This is a genomic window from Cellulomonas terrae (assembly GCF_007990265.1).
Taxonomy (GTDB): domain Bacteria; phylum Actinomycetota; class Actinomycetes; order Actinomycetales; family Cellulomonadaceae; genus Cellulomonas; species Cellulomonas terrae.
Genome location: NZ_BJWH01000009.1, coordinates 115815 through 136514, shown reverse-complemented (window position 1 = coordinate 136514; position 20700 = coordinate 115815). Strand labels below are relative to the sequence as shown.

The following is a 20700-nucleotide window of genomic DNA, read 5'->3' as shown; positions in this document are numbered from 1 at the left end:
CGTGCCTTCCGGCGAGTCCGGGCTGGTCAGCGAGTTGTCCACAGGTTCCGGCGTGTTGCACACGGCTGTGGACACACCCTGTGGACAACGCGTCCGATCGCGGCGAGCGCTTCCCTGTCGCGAGAGTTCAGGCACGCACGTCGTGCAGGTGATGCACCACGTCGTGCAGGAAGTACTGCCCGAGCGTCAGCACCGTGAACTCCGACCCGTTCGACCGCCGCCCCGACCGGCCCCACTGGTCGTCGGCCACCGAGTCGAAGAGGGCCGCGGTGCTGTCGGCCGACTCGGCGAGCTCCCCGGCCACCACCTGCGGGTCCTGCAGGTCGTACCGGTCGGCGAGGGCCGTCGCGTCCTGGTCCCAGTTCTCGAACAGCGGGTCGTCCTGCGTCAGCAGCAGCTCGAGACGGGCGCCGAAGATCCGCATGACGTCGCGCACGTGCGCCCCGTACTCGAGCGTCGACCAGGTGGTCGGGTCAGGACGCTCCCGGGCGTCCACCCGGTGCAGCGCGGAGACCCACCGCGGGGAGAGCTCGCGCACGGTGCCGGCGATGGCCGGTCCGTCGACGTCGGCAGCGGTGAACCCGCACTCGGGGCACCGCTGCGACAGGACCCAGGTCCAGTCCTTGGTGTCGGGCTGGATCTCCTCGTTCGTCATGCAGGGAAGGCTAGTGGTCGCCCTCGTACCCCGAGTACGTCAGGAACCACGACGTGCTCGGCAGCTCGCGGTTCCGGTCGCGGGACTCGTCGATGCGTCCCGCTGCGGGCGCGACGAACTCCCCCGCGATCCAGCCGTCGTCACGCGTGTCGAGCCAGACGTCGCGTCCGGGCTCTCCTGCGTCGATGATCATCTGACCCCCTGGTCGTTCCCTTGCTGTGAGCGCCGCGGCCGGGCGAAGCTCCCCTCCGATCCTCGCCCAGCCGCCGCTCGTCCAACCCCCCGGCCAGCAAGGGCCGCCTCGCTACGTGAGGAACGTAGGGCGCGGCACGTTGCAGGAAGGTTGCAGGTGAGACGACGGATCTGGGCGGTCTCGTCAGGCGTGCGGGGGGGCTCCGAGGCGGTGCCCCAGCAGGTCGAGCCGGCCGACGGCACGCACGTGCACCGGCGACCCCTTCGGTGCCAACCAGGCCAGGCGCTCCCAGGCCTGCCAGTCGTCGGCACCCGCGTCGGAGGACAGCCAGCGGCTCACGACCCCGGGCAGGGGGCTGGCCAGCACGGCCGCGCGCACGTCGGCGGCGAGCTCGTCGCGGATCCGTTCGACCCCCGGCGCCACGGACCGCGGGAGGACCGGTCCGGGGTAGGCGGTGAGGGCGGCGTCGACGTCCCCGGTGTCGAGCAGCGCGTGGACCATGTCGGCGTCGGTGCGCAGCGGCGCCGTGAGGCGGTACGGGCGGGACTCGCTGAGCAGGGGTCCGACGAGCCGCCGCAGACGCGAGACCTCGGCCCGCACGGTGACGTCCGACAGCTCGTGCTCGCTGAGCAGCACCGCGAGCTCGTCGGCGCTCAGCCCGGCGGGGTGCCGGGCGAGGAGCAGCAGGAGCTCGGCGTGCCGCAGGCTCAGCCGGACGTCGGTGCCGTTGATGTGCACCGTCGGTGAGGTGAGCACCCGCAGGCGCGCGGTCGTCGAGCCGCTGAGCACGATGACGGGGTTCTGGTGGGTCGGCGGGGCCGAGACGCGCGCGAGCTCCGCCTCGACGGCCGCGACGGTGGCGCGGACCAGGGACATCACGAGACCGGACGCCACCATCGGGCCGCCGGTGACGTCCAGGACCCCGAGGACCTGCCCGCTCGCGGCGTGGATGGGGACCGCCGTGCAGTTCCACGGGTGCACCTTGCGGGCGTAGTGCTCGGCCTCGACGACCTGCACGGGCTGGTCGGTGACCAGGGCCGTGCCGAGCGCGTTGGTGCCGGCGGAGTCCTCGCGCCACACCCCGCCCTCCACGAAGCCCACGCCCTCGACCCGGCGGCGCAGCGACTGGTCGCCCTCGACCCAGAGCATCCGGCCGACGTCGTCGGTCAGCGCCGTCACCCAGCCGGCGTCCGCACCGGGGGCGACGAGCAGGTCGCGGACGACGGGCATGGCCGCCGCGAGCGCGAGGGAGCTGCGGTAGCCGGTGAGGTCGTTGCCGCCCATGTCGACGGGCGCGTTCTGCACCTCGGGGTCGACGCCGCTGCGCTGGCTGCGCCGCCAGGAGTCGGCGACCAGCGTGCGCACCGCGCGGCTGGAGAGCTGTCCCGTGGTGACGAAGCGCTCGTGGGCAGCGCGCACACGGGCGGTGTCCACGATCTCCGTCATCCGTCTCCTCCCGACCTCGCCGTCGAGAACGCACGTTCGCGCGGGGACCGCCCGGCCCCCGCGCATGTCCGAGTGTACGAACACGAGCCGCCGAACGGTGGACATTTCCGACAGTTCAGCCGCGTGATCATGCGGAACGGCCGGCTGTACCGGTCTTCCTCGGCCGCCAGCCGGGGCCGCGCACCCATTTGATGACAGATCGTGCGATGATGTCACGATGCCCAAGATCATCGGCGGGTCCCTGCACGAGCACCGGGAGCAGACCCGCCAGAAGCTCTTCGCGGCCCTCTCGGCGCTCATGGCCGACCAGGGTTTCGACGCGATCACGCTCGCCGAGATCGCGTCCGCCGCGGGCGTCGGACGCACCGCCGTCTACAACCACTTCCCCGACAAGGAGTCCCTCCTGCTCGGGTTCATCACGCACGAGACCGAGCAGTACGCGGCCACGCTGCAGCGCGCGCTGGACGACATCGAGGACCCGACCGAGCAGCTGCAGACGTACGTCCGCCAGCAGGCCGCGCTGACGAAGGTGTACCACCTGGCGCCCGGCCCGGAGCTGCGCTCGGTGCTCTCGCGCGGGACCCAGCAGCGGGTCCGCGAGCACGTCATGGTGGTCGAGCAGATCCTGCGCCGGATCCTCGCCGCGGGCATCGAGTCCGGCGCGTTCCCGTCCCAGGACCTCGACGTCACGGTGCCGCTGATCAATGCGTGCCTGTCCGGTCGTGGCGTCCCCGCGGACGGCCCCGAGCGTGACCGCGCGATCGCCCAGACCGAGGCGTTCGTGCTCCGCGCCGTCGGCGCCGCCCCCGCGCCCGTGCCGGCCTGACCCGGTGGCCAAGCGTGCACGCGGTGGCACCCCTCCCGCCCATCACGGCAGCCACCCGGTCGGGCGCCGACCCCGTACTCGTCCCCCGGTCCGACGGTCCACGAGCCTGGAGCTGACGTTCCTCCCGGGCCTCGGCGACGTGCTCGCCGACGAGGCGTCCGAGGTCCTCCTGCTCGACGGACCCCCGACCCCCGTGCCCGGGCGCGAGGACGCGCTCGACGTGTCCCACTGGGGTCCGCTCACCGCGGTCCTGGACCTGCGCACCGCCGTCGCCGCGTTCGTCGTCCTGCGGTTCGACGTCCCCCGCCCCAAGTCGCTGACCAGCGGCGACCACCTCCAGCGCATCGTCGACGCCATGTACGCCTCGCTGAAGGTCGGCAGCTCCTCGTCGTTCCGGTTCGAGGCCGCGGGCAGCGACTCGGCGGTGTTCGCACGGCTGGCGGAGCTGCTCGCCGAAGCCACCGGCCTGCGGTACGACGAGAAGCAGGGCGAGCTGGTGCTCCGCGTGCGCCGCGGGGTACGCGCCGGCGCGTCCGGCGACCCCGGCTGGGACGTCCTGGTCCGCATCGGCGCACGGCCCCTGTCCGCGCGACGGTGGCGGGTCGCGGACTACCCCGGCGCGGCGAACGCGACGATCGCCGCGGCGATGGTGCGCCTGGGCGGCGCGCTCCCCGACGACCGCGTTCTCAACCTGATGTGCGGCTCCGGCACCCTCCTGGTCGAGCGGCTGTCCGCAGGCCCCGCGGCGCAGGCCACCGGTGTCGACCTGTCGGCCGACGCCCTGACCGCCTCGGCGGAGAACCTCGGTGCGGCCGCCGTCGACGCCGCGCTGGTGTCGGCCGACTGCACCGGCCCCGCCCTCGTTGACGCCGTCGGCACAGGCTGGGACCTGCTCCTGGCCGACCCGCCGTGGGGCGACCTGCACGGCGCGCACGCCACGAACGCCGAGGTCCACGCCGGCATGCTCCAGGCCGCCTACGACGTGGCCGCGCCCGGCGCCCGGTTCGTCGTCCTCACGCACGAGGTCAAGGTCATGGAGCGCTGCCTGCGCGACGCCGACGCCCTCTGGCGGGTCCGCTCCACCACCCGCGTGTTCGCCAAGGGCCACCACCCGCGCATCTACGTCCTCGACCGCACCTGACGCCCTGCCCAGCCTGAGGTGATCGGCCCGCGTAGCGTCCGCGGATCCGAGCGCCAGGGCGACCAGATCGTCGGACGTCCGCTCGCGACCGGAGGTGCCGACGTCCCGGGGCGGGGCGCGGGTCGCGCAGAATGGGGGGGTGCGTGAGAGTCGACTGCCCCGGGTCCGTGCGTCCGAGCTCGTCGGGCGGGGGTGGCTGAACACCGGCGGCCGGGACGTGACGCTCGCGGACCTGCGCGGGAAGATCGTGATCCTCGACTTCTGGACGTTCTGCTGCATCAACTGCCTGCACGTCCTCGACGAGCTGCGCGAGCTGGAGGAGCAGCACCGCGACGTGCTCGTGATCGTCGGCGTGCACTCCCCGAAGTTCGTGCACGAGGCCGACCCGGTGGCCCTCGCCGCCGCCGTCGAGCGCTACGAGGTCCACCACCCGGTGCTGGACGACCCGCAGCTGGTCACGTGGTCGGCGTACACCGCGCGGGCGTGGCCGACGCTCGTCGTGATCGACCCCGAGGGCTACGTCGTCGCGCAGATGGCCGGCGAGGGTCACAAGCGCAACGTCGAGATCCTCGTCGGCGAGCTGATCGCGGAGCACGAGGCCAAGGGCACGCTGCACCGCGGCGACGGACCGTACGTGCCGCCGGCGCCGTCGGAGGGCACGCTCCGGTTCCCCGCGAAGGCGGTCGTGCTCCCCGACGGGCACCTGCTCGTCGCGGACGCCGGGCACCACAGCCTGGCCGAGCTCGAGGCCGACGGGGAGACCCTGGTCCGCCGCATCGGGTCCGGCGAGCGGGGCCTGGTCGACGGCGGTCCCGACGAGGCGAGGTTCAGCGAGCCGAACGGCCTGTGCCTCGTCCCGGACGAGCTGCGCGCACGGCTCGGGTACGACGTGCTGGTGGCGGACACGGTCAACCACGCCCTGCGCGGTGTCCGGCTCGCCGACGGGGTCGTGTCCACGGTCGCCGGGACGGGTGAGCAGTACATGGTCGGCGCCGCGGACAACTTCCTCGGCGTCGAGCCCTGGGACGAGCCGGACGAGGAGCCCGCGTTCGAGCCGGTCGTCGGCGTGCCGGGCGACGCCTCCGACGCGTACGCGTCCACGCTCACGACGCTGACCGACGGCAGCGGGCGGGCAGGCGGAGCGCCGTCGTTCCTGCCCGGTCCTCGTCGGCTCAAGCTCTCCTCCCCGTGGGACGTCGCCTGGTCGCAGCCGCTGGGCGCCTTCGTCGTGGCGATGGCCGGCAACCACACGCTCTGGGCGTTCGACGACGAGCAGAGCTCGATCGAGCTGCTCGGCGGCACCATGAACGAGGGGCTGCTCGACGGGCCTCTGCACGACGCGTGGTTCGCGCAGCCGTCGGGACTCGCCGTGGCGGCCGACGACCGGATCTGGCTGGCCGACTCCGAGACGTCGGCGCTGCGCCGGGTGGACCCGGTGGAGCGGACCGTGCACACGGTCGTCGGCGAGGGGCTGTTCGACTTCGGCCACCGCGACGGTCCGGCCGAGGAGGCCCGGTTGCAGCACCCGCTGGGCGTCGCGGTCCTGCCCGACGGGTCGGTGGTCGTCGCCGACACGTACAACGGCGCCGTGCGCCGGTACGCCGACGGCCAGGTCACCACGCTGGCCACCGACCTGGCGGAGCCCAGCGGGATCGTCGTGCTCGACGGCGGGTCGACGCTGCTCGTCGTCGAGTCGGCCGCGCACCGGCTCACGCGGATCGCCCTGCCCGCGACGCTCGCCGGGCGGCTCCTGGACTCGGGCTCCCACCGCACGCAGCGGCCGGTCACCGAGCTGTCCCCCGGCGAGGTGCGGCTCGACGTCGTGTTCACCCCGGCCGCCGGGCAGAAGTACGACGACCGCTACGGACCGTCCACCCGCCTGCAGGTCTCGTCGACCCCGCCCGGCCTGCTCCTGGAGGGCGCGGGCGACGACGTGCCCCTCGACCGGCTCCTGCGGCTCGACCCCGCGGTCACCGAGGGCGTCCTGCACGTCACCGCGCACGCGGCCAGCTGCGACGCCGACCCGGCGATCGAGTACCCGGCGTGCCACCTGAACGCGCAGGACTGGGGGGTGCCCGTCCGGCTCGTCGAGGGCGCTCCGACGACCCTGACGCTACCGCTGCACGGCTAGCGGGCCCCGAGGATCGCGACCGCCGCGAGCGCGTCGAGGGACGTCGCGACGACCTCACCGGTCGCCGCCGTGGCGGACATGCCGATCTCGACCTGCCAGAGGTCGTGGATGACGACGGCGGTCGACGACTCGACCCCGAGCTCCGCCGGGCTCCCGCCGCGCGCCACCGCAGACGGCGGCTCGGCGGGGTTGCGACGGGTCAGGACCGCCCAGGCGGACCCGCCGAGCGTCTCGGTGGCCGCCGCGGCGAACGCGCACAGCCGAGGGACGACACCGGACTGCGCGGCGACGATCGCGGCCGTCCCGGCGACGAGCACGCGCTCGGCGGTGACTGCGGGGTCCGCCGCGGCGGGGACCAGCGAGCGCAGCGCCCGTGCCCGCGCGCGCTTGGCCTTGTACTGGGCGGTGTCGGCCTGCCGGAACAGGTGCCGGGCGGACACCGAGCCGGTGACCGCCGTCGACGCGATGCCGTAGGAGATCGCGGCACCGTGCGGCAGGGGGAACTCCGCGATGGTCGCCGCCATGACGTCGGCGACCTCGGAGCGCCGGCGCCCGACGGTCACGAGGCAGAACTCGTCGCCACCGATGCGCGCCGCGGTCGACCCCGGGAGCGCGGCGGACGCGCGACCGAGCACGTCGGCCACGGAGCGCAGCAGGTCGTCGCCAGTGTCGTGACCGAGCTCGTCGTTCACCCGCTTGAGCCCGTCGACGTCGCACATGACGATGCACGTCTCGTGGCCGGACTCGAGCGCCGCCTCGGCCTCCGCGTCCGCGATGCGGCGGTTGGCCAGGCCGGTCAGCGGGTCGTCGGCGACGAGGTGACGCACCTGCGCCTCGAGGTCGACCCGCGCGACGGCCCCGGCGACGAGTGCGGCGAGCACCTCGGCGCGCGCGATGTCGTCGACCCGGAAGGGCGGGCCGGGGCGACCGCGGACGGCGTAGAGCTGACCCCACACGCTGCCGTTGACCACCAGGGGCGTCGCCAGCGCGGTCGCGGCGTCGAGCTCACGGAGCGTGTCGACCTCGACGGGGTCGCCGGCGTCCGGGTCGTCCGGGACGGTCGGCTCGTCGTGCACGGTGCGCGCGTGCGCGACCCAGCTGGCGCGGTCGCGGATGAGGGCGCGCAGCGCCGGGCGGTCGTCGGCGCGGTACGAGGCGCGCACCATCCAGACCGCGCGGGGAGCGACGGGTGGCGGCTCGACGACGACGGTCCGGCACGTGTCCTGGTCGATGCGGCAGAACGCGACGTGCTTGGCGTCGAGCACCTCGACGCCCGTCGAGGTGGCGACGTGCGCGACCTCGTCGATCGACCGGCAGCGGTCGAGACGGTGCGCCGCGAGGGCGAGCGCGCGCACGCCGACGATGCCCGCGGCGGACCTGCTGTCCGCGCGGGCGCCTGGAGCGGCCGAACCGCGACGCGTCACGTCGCCCATCATCGACCCTCGATCCCGGATGCAGCGACGCAGACGGATGAGAGGTCCATGAGATCACCCGTCCTGGCGTAGCGGAAGCGCTTGCGTGTCTGTCAGGTTCCCACGCCGGGCGCAGATTTCACCCGCGCCACCACGCTCATCGGACGTGCGCCGCCCCGAGCTCGCCGAAGACGTCCGCGTTGAGCCGGAACGCGAGCCGCGCCTCCTCGACGACGACCGCGCGGGCCTCGTCGTCGAGGGGCAGGGCGTCGAGCCGCTCCCGGTAGACGTCCTTGAACGGCTTGAGCTTGTGGATCTGCGGGAAGTCGTAGAAGGCGATGCCGTCGGAGACGAAGCCGTAGTGGCGCTGCAGCATCCGCTTGATGATCTGGCCGCCCGACAGGTCGCCGAGGTAGCGCGTGTAGGCGTGCGCGGCGTACCGGGGCAGCGAGACGGCCGCCTGCGCGAGGCGGTCGGCGTAGACCTGCGTGGCGGGGAGCACCCGGATCTCGGCCCGCCAGTGCGCGCCGTACAGGTGGGCGAGGTCCTGCTCGATCGCCGGCACGCGGACGAGCTCGCTGAAGACGAGGTTGCCGTCGTCCTCGAGCCGGGACCCGGCAGCCTCCAGCGCGGTGTAGACCACCAGCTGCTGGGCGGCGAGGTCGGCGTACGCGGCGCGGTCGAGCCGACCGGACAGCAGCAGCTCGACGAACCCGGAGCGCTCCGCCGTCTCGTGCTCGTCCCGGGTCCCCTCGCGGAGCGCGACCGAGAGCGGGGACAGGACGGTGCCGGCGGTCACAGGGGCTCCTCGGTGCTGACGGATTGTCAGGAAACACTAGCCGAGAAGGTTAGGTACGCCTACACCACGATGCCGTGTCAAGTGAACTTGACTTCACTCGGCGGGCTCGCTTACCGTGTCAAGTGAACTTGACTCGCGATCGGGAGGACGGACCCATGCAGGCATCACAGGAGACGGACGCCTACCGCGCCGAGATGAGGGCGACGGGGGTGTTCGTGGCAGCGGGACTCCTCTGGGTGGGGACCCTCGCGCTCGCCCGATTCGGCCCCGAGCTCTGGGGCGACACGCGCCAGGTCGCGACGTGGGCGGCCGTCGTGGCCAACGTCGTCGCCGGGGTCCTCTGGATCGTCGCGTTCACGCGCCTCCTGCGCGCGGTCGACGAGCTCCAGCGCAAGATCATGCTCGACGCGCTCGCCATCACCCTCGGGGCGGGCTGGGTCGCCGGGTTCGGCTACGTCGTCGCGGAGCGCGCCGGCCTCGTGGGCGACGTGGACGTCGCGACGCTCCTGCCGGTGTTCATGGGTGTCGTCTTCGTGGTCGCGTTCGCCGCGGGGAAGATCCGGTACCGATGAAGAACCGCATCGCGGAGCTCCGGTCGGAACGCTCCTGGACGCAGGCGGACGTCGCAGCCCGGATCGGCGTCTCCCGCCAGACCGTGAACGCGATCGAGACGCAGAAGTTCGACCCGAGCCTGCCCGTGGCGTTCCGCCTCGCACGGCTCTTCGAGCTCCGGGTCGACGAGCTGTTCCTCGACGACCAGGTGTGAGGACCCGGTCAGGCGCTCGCGCGGACCGACCCGACCACGCGGACCCGGACGTCGACGCCGTCGACCGCGCCGGGCAGGTCCGAGCCGGAGTCGCGGGACAGGTTCACCTGGAGCTGGTACCCGTCGGCGGCCCGGGCGATCCCGATCCCGCGCACGTCGGAACGACCCTTCAAGGTCATCCGCAGGCGCTCTTTCGCTGCCCGAGCCTGTTCGAGGTCCGCCATGGTCGTCCGCCTTCCGCCGACCGCGACGCGGCCGCGGGGGCGGCTGGTCCGACGGTCGTCAGACCAGTGTGACCCCAAGAGCGTCCAGAACGGCATCGATGGGGTTGATGTACGTCAACCCGGTGCCATTCTCGCCCCCCGACTCCGACCCTGCAAAGAGCAGACCGAGGGCGACGCCGTCCGCCCGGTAGACCAGCGAGCCCGAGTCCCCGCCCCGCGAGAACGGTCCGGTCCCCGTGGACTCGACCTCGATCTGGTTGTCGAAGCTGATCTCCCCCAGCTCCTCGCCGTACCCGACGACCACGTTGTCCAGCTCGATCGCGGTCACGCGTCCGCGGGTGATCGACGTGGTGCGGCCGATCTTGGCCACCTGCTCACCGCCGAGCGCGACGGCCGTCGTCGTGATCCGGCCGACGGGGTACTCCGGGTCCACCTCCGGGTCGTCGAGGAGGGCGATCGCGCAGTCGACCGTGGCATCCCGCCCCGGTCGCAGCTCCTCCCAGGCGGCCAGGGTGCCGACCTTGTCCTTCGAGACGCGACCGCCGTCGGCCGGACCCGGCTGCAGGATGGTGTCGCCGACCTTCGCCGACGGCGACCCCGCCAGGACGTGGTAGTTGGACAGCGCGTGGACGACCCCGTCCTTGTGCACGAACGCACCGAGCGTGCCGGCGGTGACCTCGACGTGGGCGATCGAGATCCCCGGGCGCAGCGGACGCGCGCGGCCCGTCTCGCCGAGGGCGTGAGCCGTGATGACCGGCGGCCGGGGACGGACCTTGGCCGGGTCGTCCGCGAGCGTGGAGATCCGGCCGGTGCGCCGCACGTCGACGTCCCGCCCGATCTCGGCGACGACCTTGCGCGCGATGCTCCGGACCGACGGCAGACCCAGGCGGTACCGGACCGCGAGCGCGTACGACCCGTCGGGCTGCGGGGCGAGACCGATGGCCAGCGCGGGACCGCCGTCGGCGACGTCGGACGGCCGGATGACCTGCTCCGACAGCTCCCGGGCGTAGTCGACCGCCTGAGCCTTGGTCTCGCGTGCCGTGCCGTGGTCCATGAAGATCCCCCTGTCGCTTCGCCCGGTACCTCCCGAGCGGGTGCCAGTCTGCCCGTCGGCACCCACACGCGACACTCAGAGGTAGGCCGCCGCCTGGATCCCGAACAGCTCCGCGTACAGGCCCCCGAGAGCCACCAGCTCCTCGTGCGACCCGGACTCCACGATCCGGTGGTCGGCGACCACCAGGATGAGGTCGGCCATGCGGACGGTCGAGAACCGGTGCGAGACCAGCACCGTCACCGCGCCGGTCGTCGCGCCGACGGCCTTCGCGTGCGCGGCGTACCGCTCGTACAGGTCGTGCTCGGCCTGGGCGTCGAGTGCCGACGTCGGCTCGTCGAGCACCACGAGCAGCGGCTGCTCGCGCATCATCGCCCGGCCGAGCGCGAGCTTCTGCCACTGCCCGCCGGACAGCTGCGCACCGTCGGCGTGGCTGGTGCCCAGCTGCGTCTCGAGGCCGTCCTCGAGACGCGCCAGGACGTCGGACGAGTGCGCGCGGTCCAGGGCGCCCAGCACGGCCTCGTCCGAGTCGATCCGCGGCAGGTCCCCGACGCCGACGTTCTGCCGCGCCAGCAGCTCGAACCGGCAGAAGTCCTGGAAGCCCGCCGCGGTGCGGTCGCGCCACCCGACGGGGTCGAGGTCGTGCAGGTCGACGCCGTCCACCGTGATCGTGCCCGTCGTCGGGGCGTAGAACCGGCAGAGGAGCTTGACCAGGGTGGTCTTGCCGGCGCCGTTCTCGCCGACGATCGCGACGCTCGTGCCGGCCGGGAGCACCAGGTCGACCGCCTCCAGGACAGGCGCGTCCGTGCCCGGGTAGGTGAACGAGACGCCGTCCAGCCGGATGCCGTCGCGCAGCACGTCGGGGGCCGCCACCTGCGCGCCGTGCACCGTCTGCGACCGCACCAGCTCCCGCATCCACGCCAGGTCCGTCATGCTCCGGGCCGCCCGCTGGAGCTGCTGGAGGATCGTGACGGCGGCCGTGACCTGCTGGTTCACCTGCGACGCGAGCGTGATGACGAGCACCACGTCACCGACCGTCCGCTGCCCGGCCACCGCGTCGCGCAGGACCAGGAGCGTCGCCGCCACGTACGCGACCGCGAACGCCAGCTGCCCGGCCGCACGCAGCGTGTCGGCGCGCACCTCGCCCGCCCACAGGATCGCGGTCGCCGCGTCCCACGACGTCCGCAGCCGGGTCCGTACCTCGTCGCCCAGGCCGCACGTGCGCAGCTCCTTCGCGGCGGCGGCGTCGAGCGACAGGACGAACAGGTGCCGCGCACGACGGTTGTCGGCGGCGGCAGCCGCGCGGGCGGCACCCAGGACGTTCTCCGCGCGCTTGCCGAGGACCAGCGGGGGCAGCGCGGCGAGCGGCAGGAGGAGGAGCCACGGGTTGAGCTGCGCGAGCAGGACCCCCGTGATGACGAGCGCGACACCGAGCCCGAGAGCGGACAGCAGCGCCTGCATCGACCCCCAGCCCGACCGGCTCAGCTCCGTGCGCAGCACCTGCAGCCGGTCGGCGTACTCGGGTCGCTCGTGGTGCTCGATGCCCGGAGAGTCGTGCGCGAGCGCGATGAGGTCGCGCTCCAGGCGCATGACGGCCTCGTCGCCCAGCTCGAAGTAGAAGATGTGCGCGAAGTGGCCCGCGGTGAGCGCCGCGACGACGAGCACCGCGACGAGCACGCCCGCGATCGACGCGCGCCGGGCGTCCCCGGCGATGGCGGCGTCGGTCAGGGCCGCGAGCGCCGGTGCGGCCAGCGGGAGCGCCACCGACTGCAGCACCATGAGCACCGACGACAGCGCGAGCTTCCCGGGGCTGATGCTCCCGGCCAGCCGGAACAGCGCCCAGCTCCCCTGCACCGTCTGCCTCATGCGTCCACCTCGTTCCCGTCGGCGTCCAGTCCTGCGGCGAACCGTTCGGCCTGCAGCCGGAACAGCCGGGCGTAGTGCCCGTCGGCCGCGACGAGCTCGTCGTGCGTGCCCTGCTCGACCACCCGGCCCGCGTCGATGACGACGATCCGGTCCGCCCGCCGCACGCTCGAGAACCGGTGCGAGATGAGCACCGACGTGACGCCGCGCGTGAGCTCGACGAACCGGTCGAAGAACTCGGCCTCCGCCCGGACGTCGAGCGCGGACGTCGGCTCGTCCAGCACGAGCAACCGCGCGCCCGCCTCCAGCGCGTACAGCGACCGGGCGATCGCGATCCGCTGCCACTGCCCGCCGGACAGGTCGGCGCCGCCCTCGTACGCGCGCGACAGGGTGGTGTCGAAGCCATCGGGCAGCGCGTCGACGGCGTCGACGATCCCCGCCTTCTCGGCCGCACCGCGCAGCACGGCCGCCTCCCGCGGGGCGTGCACGGCGCCGACGGCGATGTTGTCCGCCGCCGACAGCTCGTACCGGACGAAGTCCTGGAAGACCACGCTGACCTGGCGGCGCCACGCCGCGACGTCGAGGTCGGCCAGGTCGGTGCCGTCCACCGTGAGCCGGCCACCGGTGGGCTCGTGCAGTCGGGTGAGCAGCTTGACCAGCGTGGTCTTGCCCGCGCCGTTCACGCCGACGACCGCCGTGCACAGGCCGGCGGGCAGGTCCAGGTCGAGACCGTCGAGGACCGGCCGGGTGCTGCCGGGGTACGTGAAGCGCACGTCCTCGAACCGGAGCGCGGTCGACGGAGCGTCCGGCGGCACGGGCAGCCCGGGGCCGGTCTGCGGGAGCCGCGACTCGGCCGCCGTCATCCGCTCCTCGAACTCGGCGAGCGCCCGGACGGCCTGCATGCCGTACTGCGTCTGGACGTCCGACTCGGGGTAGTACTCGCCGAGCGCGATCGCGGCGACCACCGACTGGATGCCGAGCGCCAGCGCGGTCAGCGTGATCTCGCCGGCCGACGCGGACCGGGCGACGGTCACGAGCACCGACGCGCTGATCACCAGCCCGATCGCGGTGTAGACGAGGTACGGCACCAGGTAGATCTGGCGGCGGCGCACCGCCACCGGGTCGAGCATGTTCCGCGTCGCCTCGGTGTACTCGTCGGAGAACCAGTCCGCGAGGCCGAACACCCGCATCTCCTTGGCGGCCTCGGGCCCCATCGCGAGCTCGCGCAGGTACACCGAGCGGCGGCGGAAGCCGACGACGTCCTTCCACACCTCCGAGTACCGGCGCAGCCCGCCGCGCTGCCCGTAGCGGAACACCATCGTCGCGACGAACAGCGCCGCCGCGGCCGGCCAGGACACGACCACACCGACGATCGTCGCGAACCCCAGCAGCTGCACGTAGCGCGCGACGAGGTTCACCAGACCCGCCGCCGACGCCCCCGGGCTACGGAAGTCGGCCTCGAACTCCCGGGTGGCCTCCGTCAGGGCCTCCAGGGTGGCCTGGTCCTCCATCGGCGCGATGCTCGTCGACCGCAGCGCGACCCGCAGCGCCCGGTCGCGCAGGGCACCGTCGACGCGCCGCTGCACGCGCACGCCCAGCGCGGTCTGGACAGGGGCGAGCACCTGCCGCGCGAGGAACAGGACCGCCGCCAGCACGAACGTCCGCACCAGGTCGCCCCACGCCGCCGACCCCGTCCCGCCGTCGACGGCCGCGGGAACCTGCCCGACGACCACGGACGTGGCCAGCACGAAGGCAACCGGCAGCAGCCCGAGCACGACGTCGAGCACGAGCAGGCCGATCGCCAGGCCCCACCCCGCGGTGGGCAGCAGCCGGGCGATGTCCCGGCGAGGCAGGACGGCGGAGCGGTACCACGACCCGAGCATCACGTCCTCCTCCTCCGGACGACCACGAGGCCGACGGCGGTGAGTGCGAGCAGGCCCACGACGACGGCGCCGACCATCCAGAGCCGGAATGGCAGGACGACCTTCGGCCCGTTCTCGACGACCTCGTCGGAGGACGCCCACACCGCCATCCACGTCAGCGACGAGTTCCAGTTGATCGTCATCTCGTTGGTGGACCAGGACTGGATGTCGTCCAGGTAGCAGCGCTGCGCGACGCACCCCTGCGGCCAGGTCTGCGCCGCGACGGGGTCCTGGATCGAGCTGTTCGGGCCGCCCGACAGGGTGCCGGCGGGCGGGTGCGGGAGGGTCGGGTCCAGCTGCGCGGCGAACGTCCGGTGGTGCTGGTTCTGCGAGAACTGGGTGCCGTAGCCGGTGACGTAGGACTGGTCGAGCGCGTTGCGGCCGAGCACGTGGTCCAGGCTCTCCAGCGCTGCGGTGCGGTACGTCTCGTCACCCGTGAGGTCCGCGGCCGCCGCGAGGGTCACCGCGTTGTTCAGGATGATCCCGTTGGAGCCCCACTCGAACCGCGCGTCGGACGGCTGGTACGGCTGCCCGAAGAACGCCTTCCCCTGCTGGTAGAGCGCGAAGTCGGCGAGCGTGACCACCGAGTCGCGGACCGCGTCGCGGTCGGTCAGGTCGCTCGGCACCAGCGCCAGGTCCATCCGGCCGAGCGCCGCGGTGCGCTGCCAGTCGAACGCGACCGCACCGGCGAGGTCCGCGGAGTGCACCGGGGAGCCGGTCACCGCGTCGGCGAACTCGTCCTCACCGGTGGTCAGGTAGAGCTCGGCGGCCGCCCAGTAGAACTCGTCGGACACGTCCTTGTCGTCGTACGGCCCACCGCCCTCGTTGCCGTCGAGCGCGGACGCGTACAGGTCGGGGGTCTCGACCGCCGCAGCCCACGCGACGCGCGCCGACTCCAGCAGGCCCGCGGCGAACTCCTCGTCGTACGGCTCCCACAGCCGCGCGCCCTTGGCGGCGACCGCGGCGAGGTTGAGCGTCGCGGCGGTCGACGGCCGGTGCACCTGACGGGTCTGCGGGTCCTCGTCGGGTGCCAGCGGCAGCCCTGTCCAGCCGTCGTCCTGCACCTTGTGGAAGACCAGCCCGGCGTGCTCCTGACCCGCCGGCACCTGCATCCGCTGCATCCACTCGAGCTCCCACCGGGCCTCGTCGAGGACGTCCGGCACGCCGTTGCCCGCCTCGGGGATCCGTGCGGTGCCGTCGGCGAGCGGACCGGCCTCGGCCGTCTTCCTGCCCTGCACCACGAGCGCCCGCTCCCACGTGTCGAGCAGCTGGTGCACCGCGATCCCGCCGTTGACGACGTACTTGCCGTGGTCGCCCGCGTCGTACCAGCCGCCGCGGACGTCGAACGTGCCGTCGCACGTCCAGCCCGCGTACCAGGGCTGCGGCGCCTGGCAGCCGACGGCGGTGTCCCCGGTGTTCGGCGCCACGTCGAGGTGCCCCGCCGGGCGCGCGTACTCGTCGCCGACGAGCGCCCCGTCGATCTCGATGCCGCTGCGCGCGAGGTAGAAGTAGCCGAACGCGTCCGTCGCCAGGTCCGCGTACAGGTCCGCGGAGATCGCGAACGGGTGACTGGTCTCGCCGTCCGTGACGAGCGTGAAACCCTCGCCGGTCGCGTCGACCTCGTCGAACGTGATCACGTGGACGTTCTCGTCGGCCGTCCGGTCCTCGCCCCGCGGGGTCGTCGTGCCCGTCGCGACCTCCTCGCCGTCGGTGTCGAGCAGCCGCCACGGCAGAGGGTCCGTCTTCTCGGTCACCAGCGACGCGCGCTTCGGGCCCGTCGGCAGGTAGCCCACCTGGTTCACGCGGACCCGGGTCGCGGTCTCCTGCTCGAACGGCGCGGGCAGCTCACCGGTGTGCACCGACACCTCGTCTACGCAGAACCGCCAGTCGTCCGCCGCGCCGCCCACCTGGAACACGACCTGCCCGGCGGGCCAGTCCATCGTCGACGTGAACCCCACCTCGTACGGCTGCGGCTCCGGCTGCATGACCGGGCCGACCTCGGACGTGGACGTCCACGGCTCGGTGTTCATCTGGACGAGCGCGCGGATCGGCACCTCGGCCGTGCCGCTGGCCGTGAACGCGAACCGGTACGTCTCGCCCTTGACCAGCGGCACGCCGTCGACCCCGACGATCGACGACCACGCGGTGCTCGACCCACCCGGCACGTCCACGCACAGGCTTCCCGACGAGGTGTCCGCGACCATGTCCGGCGTCGTCCACCACGGAGCGGCCTCGGCGTCGAACGACCCGTTCGGGACGAGCTCGGGACCGTCCGCGGCAGCGGCCGGGACGGCCGTGGCCAGCAGCAGGACGGCTACCAGGGGCAGGACAGGACGCACGCGGACTCCTTCGACCGGCTGAGAGCGCTCTCAAAGTAGTGGTCGCCCCCGTGTCGATCCACCGCTTTCGCGCCACCGTGTCGAGAACGTGACTTTGGTACCAGAGCGGCAGTTCGAACTGCCGCTCTGGTGCCGAAGTGCCGTTCTCGGTGGCGGGTCAGTCGGACGGTCGCGACGAGACCGGGTACGCGTCCGGAGGGGGCTCGCCGACGTCGCCCACGGGACGCGGGGTGTAGCGCTCCGGAGTCAGGTCCGCGCGCAGGATGCGAGCCAGCCGGAACCAGCGCATCGCCTCCCGCCACTGGCACCAGGCCGCGACGTACCAGTGGCCCTCCGTGCGGGCGAGCAGCACCGGCTCGATCCGGCGCCGGCTGACGGTCCCGTCCGCGCTGCGGTACTCGATCGCCAGCACCCGGTGCCGCCCGAGCGCCTCCTCGACCGCCCGCAGCACCTGCGCGGTCGCCACGTCCCCGGGGTGCTCCGGTCGCGACCACACCCGGCCCGACAGCTCGTCGGCGCGCGCCCGGTCGGCGGTCGGCAGGGCGTCGAGCACCTTCGCGCGTGCCGCCTCCGCGTCCGTGCCGAACGGGCTGCCGGCCGGCAGAGCACTCACCGCGAGCGCGAGGGCGACCGCCTGGGCGGGCGTGAAGTTCACGGGCGGGAGGCCGACGGACGCGTCCAGTACGTACCCGCCCCCGAGCCCCGCCTGCGCCGTCACCGGCAGGCCCGCCTGCTGGAGCGCGGAGACGTCGCGCTTGACCGTGCGCGCGGACACCTCGAACAGGCGGGCCAGCCGGGTGCTCGTCGTGCCCGCGGGTCCGACGCGGCGCAGCTCCTCGGCGAGGGCGTACAGACGATCGGTCCGGTTCATGGTCCCAGCATGGTGACACAAAGGTGACACCCCGGTGTCACCGGACCCGGTTCACGATGGATGCATGACCACTACTCCACTGATCCTCGTTCCCGGTTTCTGGCTCGGCGGCTGGGCGTGGGACGCCGTCGTCGCCGCTCTCCCCGAGGGGTTCGACGTCCACACGCCGACGCTGCCCGGCCTCGACCCCGGTGCGGACCGTCGCGACATCACCCGCGCCGACCACGTCCGCGCCCTCACCGACCTCGTCGACGCCCTCGACGGCGACGTCGTCCTCGTCGGCCACAGCGGCGGCGGCGCCCTCGTCGGCGAGGTCGTCGACCAGCGGCCCGACCGGGTGCGTCGCGCGATCTACGTCGACTCGGGCCCGCTCGAGGACGGCGGCGCCATCGACGCCTCCGCGACCGAGCCGGTCGAGGTCCCGCTGCCCACGTGGGAGGAGTTCGCCGCGCAGGGGTCGAGCATCGAGGGCATCTCCGAGGACGGCCTCGCGGAGTTCCGTCGCCGGGCGGTGCCGCACCCCGCCCAGGTGGTCCGGGGCGCCGTGCACGTCAGCGACCCCCGCCGGCTCGACGTCCCCGCGACCGCGATCTGCACCAGCCTGCCGTCCGAGCAGCTCAAGCCCATGGCCCACGGCGGCCCGCCGTTCCACACCGAGCTGGGCGCCGCGCACGACCTCACGTACGTCGACCTGCCGACGGGACACTGGCCGATGTTCTCGCGGCCCGTCGACCTCGCTGCGGCGATCGCGCAGGCTGCCCGCGCATAAGTGCATCCGAGAACGGCCCGGCGGGTGAAGAGGGGGTGTCAGCACATCGGCCGCCCGACGTACCCGCCGGGCCAGTCCTCGAAGGACGCACCATGCGCGCACGACTCCTGTCCGGCATCGCAGCCGGGACGCTCGCCCTCGTCACCCTCGCCACGGTTCCCGCGTCCGCGGCCGTGGCCGACCCCGCCAAGCTCTCCGTGCTCCACGGCGTCCCCGGCCTCACGGTCGACGTCTGGGTCAACGGCGAACGGACGCTCGACGACTTCACGCCCGGCTCGCTCGCCGGTCCGCTGGACCTGCCCGCCGGCACGTACACCGTCGCGATCACCGCGGCCGACGCGGCCGACGCCAGCTCCCCCGCGATCGGCCCGGTCGACCTCGCGCTCGAGGCCGGCAAGAACTACACGGCCGCCGCCCACCTGGACGCCGCGGGCGCCCCGACCGCGACCCTGTTCACCAACGACATCTCGGCCACCGCCGCGGGCGAGGGCCGGCTCACCGTCCGGCACGTCGCCGCCGCACCCGGAGTCGACGTGCTCGCGGGCACCACCCCGGTGATCACCAACCTCACCAACCCGAACGAGCAGGTGCTCAACCTCCCGGCCGGTACGGTCTCCGCGAGCGTCACGGCCACCGGGACCACGACGCCCGCGCTGCTCGGCCCGGCCGACGTGACGGTCGCCGAGGGCACCAGCACGATCGTCTACGCGTGGGGCAGCGCCACCGCGTCGCCCGCCACGCTGGCGCTCGCCACGCAGACCATCACCGGTCTGCACAGCAACCCGTCCGGCGTGAACGCCGGCGAGGCCGGCCTCGTGTCCGAGAACGGCTCGGCCGCGTGGACGTTCGCGATCGCCGGTCTGGCCGTCGCCGGTCTCGTGGGTGCCGGGTTCGCCCGTCGCGCCGCCACCCAGCGCGGCTGACCATCGCCATGACGCACACGTCGCGACCCGGGAGAGCGTCCGCGCCCTCCCGGGTCTCGGCACGCGTGCTCGCGTCGGTCGTCGCACTCGGCACGGCGACCGGCCTGCTGACCGCGTGCACCGGCCCGGAGTCCTCCCCCGGGCCGGAGGTCGTGGCGTCGCCGTCCCCCACGGCGACGCCGCGACCGACCTCCGTCGTGCCGTCCGTCCCCATCGTCGACGCGACCCTCGCCCCGGTCGTCGCGACGCCGCCACCCGTGCAGATCGTCGTGCCGGACGTCGGCATCGACATGGCCGTCGACCCGGTCGGGGTCCGCGACGACGGCGAGATGGAGATCCCCGAGGACGCCGACCGCGCGGGCTGGTACCGGTTCGGCCCCGCACCCGCGGACCCCGCCGGGGCGACCGTCGTCGCCGCGCACGTCGACAGCGTCCAGACCGGCGTCGGGCAGTTCGCGCGGCTGCGCGACGTCGCCGTCGGTGCCGCGGTGACCGTCACCAGCGCCGACGGCAGCCCGCACGAGTACCGCGTCGTCACCGTCGAGAAGGTCCCCAAGGACGGGGCCCCCGTGGACCAGTGGTTCGACCGGTCGGGCGCGCCGCGACTCGTGCTCGTGACCTGCGGTGGCACGTTCCGCCGCGACATCGGGCACTATACGGACAACGTCGTCGTCACCGCCGAGCCGATCGGTGGGTAATCGTGACTACGCTGCTGATCGCTCCCGTCGTCCGGGAGCCGACGAGGGAGGAGCCGTTCGTGAGCGCAGCCGCGCCCGGTTCCCCTGACTCGTCGCGCCCTGCGCACCGGCTCGACCCGGACGGCGAGAACGTCGAGGAGCTCGGCGCGGCCTTCGTGCGCGGGGACGAGACGGCCATCGCCGAGGCGTACCGCCGCTGGTCCGCGCTGGTGCACACCGTCGCGCTCCGCTCGCTCGGCAGCGTCACCGACGCGGAGGACGTCACCCAGCAGGTGTTCGTCGAGGCGTGGCGCAGCCGCGAACGGTTCGACCCCGACAAGTCCCGGCTGCCCGCCTGGATCCTCGGCATCACCCGGCACGTCGTGGCGGACACTCACGAGAAGCGGGCTCGGGACCGGCGGCTGCGGGACAAGTCGGTGGCCGGCGCGCAGGAGCTCCCCGTACCTTCCGTCGACACCCGCGTCGTCGACCAGGTCCTCGTCGCCGACGAGCTGGACCGGCTCGGGGACCCGCAGCGCACCATCCTGCGGCTCGCGTTCTACGACGACCTCACGCACGACCAGATCGCGCACCGGCTCGACCTGCCGCTGGGCACGGTCAAGAGCCACGTCCGGCGCAGTCTTGCCCGGCTACGGACCCGATGGGAGGTGGACGGTGCCGTTCGATGAGTC

Annotated in this window: 20 protein-coding genes; 9 read left to right on the top strand and 11 right to left on the bottom strand. The window is 73.4% G+C overall.

The window, feature by feature from the left end; genetic code table 11:
• Nucleotides 1-127: 127 nt before the first annotated feature.
• The 3 genes from CTE05_RS10580 to CTE05_RS10570 form a co-directional block, all read right to left on the bottom strand.
• Complete coding sequence (locus tag CTE05_RS10580) at nt 128-655, bottom strand: DinB family protein (RefSeq protein ID WP_146846089.1); 528 nt, start codon at nt 653-655, stop codon at nt 128-130.
• A 10-nt stretch (nt 656-665) separates the two neighbouring features.
• Entirely contained in the window at nt 666-848 is a 183-nt protein-coding gene (locus CTE05_RS10575; protein WP_146846088.1) for a hypothetical protein, read from the bottom strand.
• A 183-nt stretch (nt 849-1031) separates the two neighbouring features.
• Nucleotides 1032-2294, bottom strand: coding sequence for a sigma-54-dependent transcriptional regulator family protein (locus CTE05_RS10570; RefSeq protein WP_146846087.1), 1263 nt, complete (start codon nt 2292-2294; stop codon nt 1032-1034).
• 217 nt (nt 2295-2511) lie between these two features.
• Here CTE05_RS10570 and CTE05_RS10565 point away from each other — a divergent pair, with 217 nt between their 5' ends.
• The 3 genes from CTE05_RS10565 to CTE05_RS10555 all read left to right on the top strand — a co-directional run bounded on the left by CTE05_RS10565 (nt 2512) and on the right by CTE05_RS10555 (nt 6392).
• A complete protein-coding gene (locus tag CTE05_RS10565) occupies nt 2512-3120 on the top strand; it encodes a TetR/AcrR family transcriptional regulator (RefSeq protein ID WP_246123512.1) in 609 nt (202 codons plus the stop codon).
• A 4-nt stretch (nt 3121-3124) separates the two neighbouring features.
• The gene (locus CTE05_RS10560) at nt 3125-4261 is read left to right on the top strand and encodes a methyltransferase (RefSeq protein ID WP_246123510.1); all 1137 of its coding nucleotides are present in this window, start codon (nt 3125-3127) and stop codon (nt 4259-4261) included.
• 139 nt (nt 4262-4400) lie between these two features.
• Complete coding sequence (locus tag CTE05_RS10555) at nt 4401-6392, top strand: NHL domain-containing thioredoxin family protein (protein ID WP_146846085.1); 1992 nt, start codon at nt 4401-4403, stop codon at nt 6390-6392.
• On the opposite strand, the gene CTE05_RS10550 is transcribed toward CTE05_RS10555, so the two are convergent.
• Both CTE05_RS10550 and CTE05_RS10545 read right to left on the bottom strand, forming a co-directional pair.
• Complete coding sequence (locus CTE05_RS10550; RefSeq protein WP_146846084.1) at nt 6389-7825, bottom strand: GGDEF domain-containing protein; 1437 nt, start codon at nt 7823-7825, stop codon at nt 6389-6391. The genes CTE05_RS10555 and CTE05_RS10550 overlap by 4 nt on opposite strands.
• Before the next feature lie 136 nt (nt 7826-7961).
• On the bottom strand, nt 7962-8603 hold the full coding sequence (locus CTE05_RS10545; RefSeq protein WP_146846083.1) for a biliverdin-producing heme oxygenase: 642 nt from the start codon (nt 8601-8603) through the stop codon (nt 7962-7964).
• A 155-nt stretch (nt 8604-8758) separates the two neighbouring features.
• Here CTE05_RS10545 and CTE05_RS10540 point away from each other — a divergent pair, with 155 nt between their 5' ends.
• Nucleotides 8759-9175, top strand: coding sequence for a hypothetical protein (locus tag CTE05_RS10540; protein WP_146846082.1), 417 nt, complete (start codon nt 8759-8761; stop codon nt 9173-9175).
• Nucleotides 9172-9369, top strand: coding sequence for a helix-turn-helix transcriptional regulator (locus CTE05_RS10535; protein WP_146846081.1), 198 nt, complete (start codon nt 9172-9174; stop codon nt 9367-9369). The genes CTE05_RS10540 and CTE05_RS10535 overlap by 4 nt, the downstream gene beginning before the upstream one ends.
• An 8-nt stretch (nt 9370-9377) precedes the next feature.
• Here CTE05_RS10535 and CTE05_RS10530 read toward each other — a convergent pair whose 3' ends face one another.
• The 6 genes from CTE05_RS10530 to CTE05_RS10505 form a co-directional block, all read right to left on the bottom strand.
• Nucleotides 9378-9548 (bottom strand): hypothetical protein, encoded by a 171-nt coding sequence (locus CTE05_RS10530; protein WP_246123508.1) that lies wholly within the window; start codon nt 9546-9548, stop codon nt 9378-9380.
• Between the two features lie 103 nt (nt 9549-9651).
• Nucleotides 9652-10647 carry a chymotrypsin family serine protease gene (locus CTE05_RS10525; protein ID WP_146846079.1) on the bottom strand — a complete coding sequence of 332 codons (996 nt, stop codon included), beginning with the start codon at nt 10645-10647 and terminating at the stop codon, nt 9652-9654.
• 75 nt (nt 10648-10722) lie between these two features.
• Nucleotides 10723-12510: an ABC transporter ATP-binding protein gene (locus CTE05_RS10520; RefSeq protein WP_146846078.1), complete on the bottom strand. Its 1788-nt coding sequence runs from the start codon at nt 12508-12510 to the stop codon at nt 10723-10725.
• Nucleotides 12507-14390: an ABC transporter ATP-binding protein gene (locus tag CTE05_RS10515; RefSeq protein WP_146846077.1), complete on the bottom strand. Its 1884-nt coding sequence runs from the start codon at nt 14388-14390 to the stop codon at nt 12507-12509. The genes CTE05_RS10520 and CTE05_RS10515 overlap by 4 nt, the downstream gene beginning before the upstream one ends.
• On the bottom strand, nt 14390-16768 hold the full coding sequence (locus tag CTE05_RS10510) for a glycoside hydrolase family 9 protein (protein ID WP_222595457.1): 2379 nt from the start codon (nt 16766-16768) through the stop codon (nt 14390-14392). The genes CTE05_RS10515 and CTE05_RS10510 overlap by 1 nt, the downstream gene beginning before the upstream one ends.
• A gap of 157 nt (nt 16769-16925) precedes the next feature.
• Nucleotides 16926-17639: a helix-turn-helix transcriptional regulator gene (locus tag CTE05_RS10505; RefSeq protein WP_146846076.1), complete on the bottom strand. Its 714-nt coding sequence runs from the start codon at nt 17637-17639 to the stop codon at nt 16926-16928.
• A 64-nt stretch (nt 17640-17703) separates the two neighbouring features.
• Between CTE05_RS10505 and CTE05_RS10500 the strand changes: the two genes are divergently transcribed.
• From CTE05_RS10500 to CTE05_RS10485, 4 genes are all read left to right on the top strand, one after another.
• Entirely contained in the window at nt 17704-18408 is a 705-nt protein-coding gene (locus CTE05_RS10500) for an alpha/beta fold hydrolase (protein WP_146846075.1), read from the top strand.
• A gap of 92 nt (nt 18409-18500) precedes the next feature.
• Nucleotides 18501-19331: a DUF4397 domain-containing protein gene (locus CTE05_RS10495; protein WP_146846074.1), complete on the top strand. Its 831-nt coding sequence runs from the start codon at nt 18501-18503 to the stop codon at nt 19329-19331.
• An 8-nt stretch (nt 19332-19339) separates the two neighbouring features.
• Nucleotides 19340-20029, top strand: a complete 690-nt coding sequence (locus tag CTE05_RS10490) for a class F sortase (RefSeq protein ID WP_146846073.1) — start codon at nt 19340-19342, stop codon at nt 20027-20029.
• Between the two features lie 59 nt (nt 20030-20088).
• The gene (locus CTE05_RS10485; RefSeq protein WP_146846105.1) at nt 20089-20697 is read left to right on the top strand and encodes an RNA polymerase sigma factor; all 609 of its coding nucleotides are present in this window, start codon (nt 20089-20091) and stop codon (nt 20695-20697) included.
• The last annotated feature ends 3 nt before the right edge of the window (nt 20698-20700 follow it).

Coding starts and splice junctions, on each gene's coding strand:
- CTE05_RS10580 (WP_146846089.1), bottom strand. CDS start 655: ATGACGAACGAGGAGATCCAGCCCGACACCAAGGACTGGACCTGGGTC.
- CTE05_RS10575 (WP_146846088.1), bottom strand. CDS start 848: ATGATCATCGACGCAGGAGAGCCCGGACGCGACGTCTGGCTCGACACG.
- CTE05_RS10570 (WP_146846087.1), bottom strand. CDS start 2,294: ATGACGGAGATCGTGGACACCGCCCGTGTGCGCGCTGCCCACGAGCGC.
- CTE05_RS10565 (WP_246123512.1), top strand. CDS start 2,512: ATGCCCAAGATCATCGGCGGGTCCCTGCACGAGCACCGGGAGCAGACC.
- CTE05_RS10550 (WP_146846084.1), bottom strand. CDS start 7,825: ATGGGCGACGTGACGCGTCGCGGTTCGGCCGCTCCAGGCGCCCGCGCG.
- CTE05_RS10540 (WP_146846082.1), top strand. CDS start 8,759: ATGCAGGCATCACAGGAGACGGACGCCTACCGCGCCGAGATGAGGGCG.
- CTE05_RS10535 (WP_146846081.1), top strand. CDS start 9,172: ATGAAGAACCGCATCGCGGAGCTCCGGTCGGAACGCTCCTGGACGCAG.
- CTE05_RS10530 (WP_246123508.1), bottom strand. CDS start 9,548: ATGACCTTGAAGGGTCGTTCCGACGTGCGCGGGATCGGGATCGCCCGG.
- CTE05_RS10525 (WP_146846079.1), bottom strand. CDS start 10,647: ATGGACCACGGCACGGCACGCGAGACCAAGGCTCAGGCGGTCGACTAC.
- CTE05_RS10520 (WP_146846078.1), bottom strand. CDS start 12,510: ATGAGGCAGACGGTGCAGGGGAGCTGGGCGCTGTTCCGGCTGGCCGGG.
- CTE05_RS10515 (WP_146846077.1), bottom strand. CDS start 14,390: ATGCTCGGGTCGTGGTACCGCTCCGCCGTCCTGCCTCGCCGGGACATC.
- CTE05_RS10505 (WP_146846076.1), bottom strand. CDS start 17,639: ATGAACCGGACCGATCGTCTGTACGCCCTCGCCGAGGAGCTGCGCCGC.
- CTE05_RS10500 (WP_146846075.1), top strand. CDS start 17,704: ATGACCACTACTCCACTGATCCTCGTTCCCGGTTTCTGGCTCGGCGGC.
- CTE05_RS10495 (WP_146846074.1), top strand. CDS start 18,501: ATGCGCGCACGACTCCTGTCCGGCATCGCAGCCGGGACGCTCGCCCTC.
- CTE05_RS10490 (WP_146846073.1), top strand. CDS start 19,340: ATGACGCACACGTCGCGACCCGGGAGAGCGTCCGCGCCCTCCCGGGTC.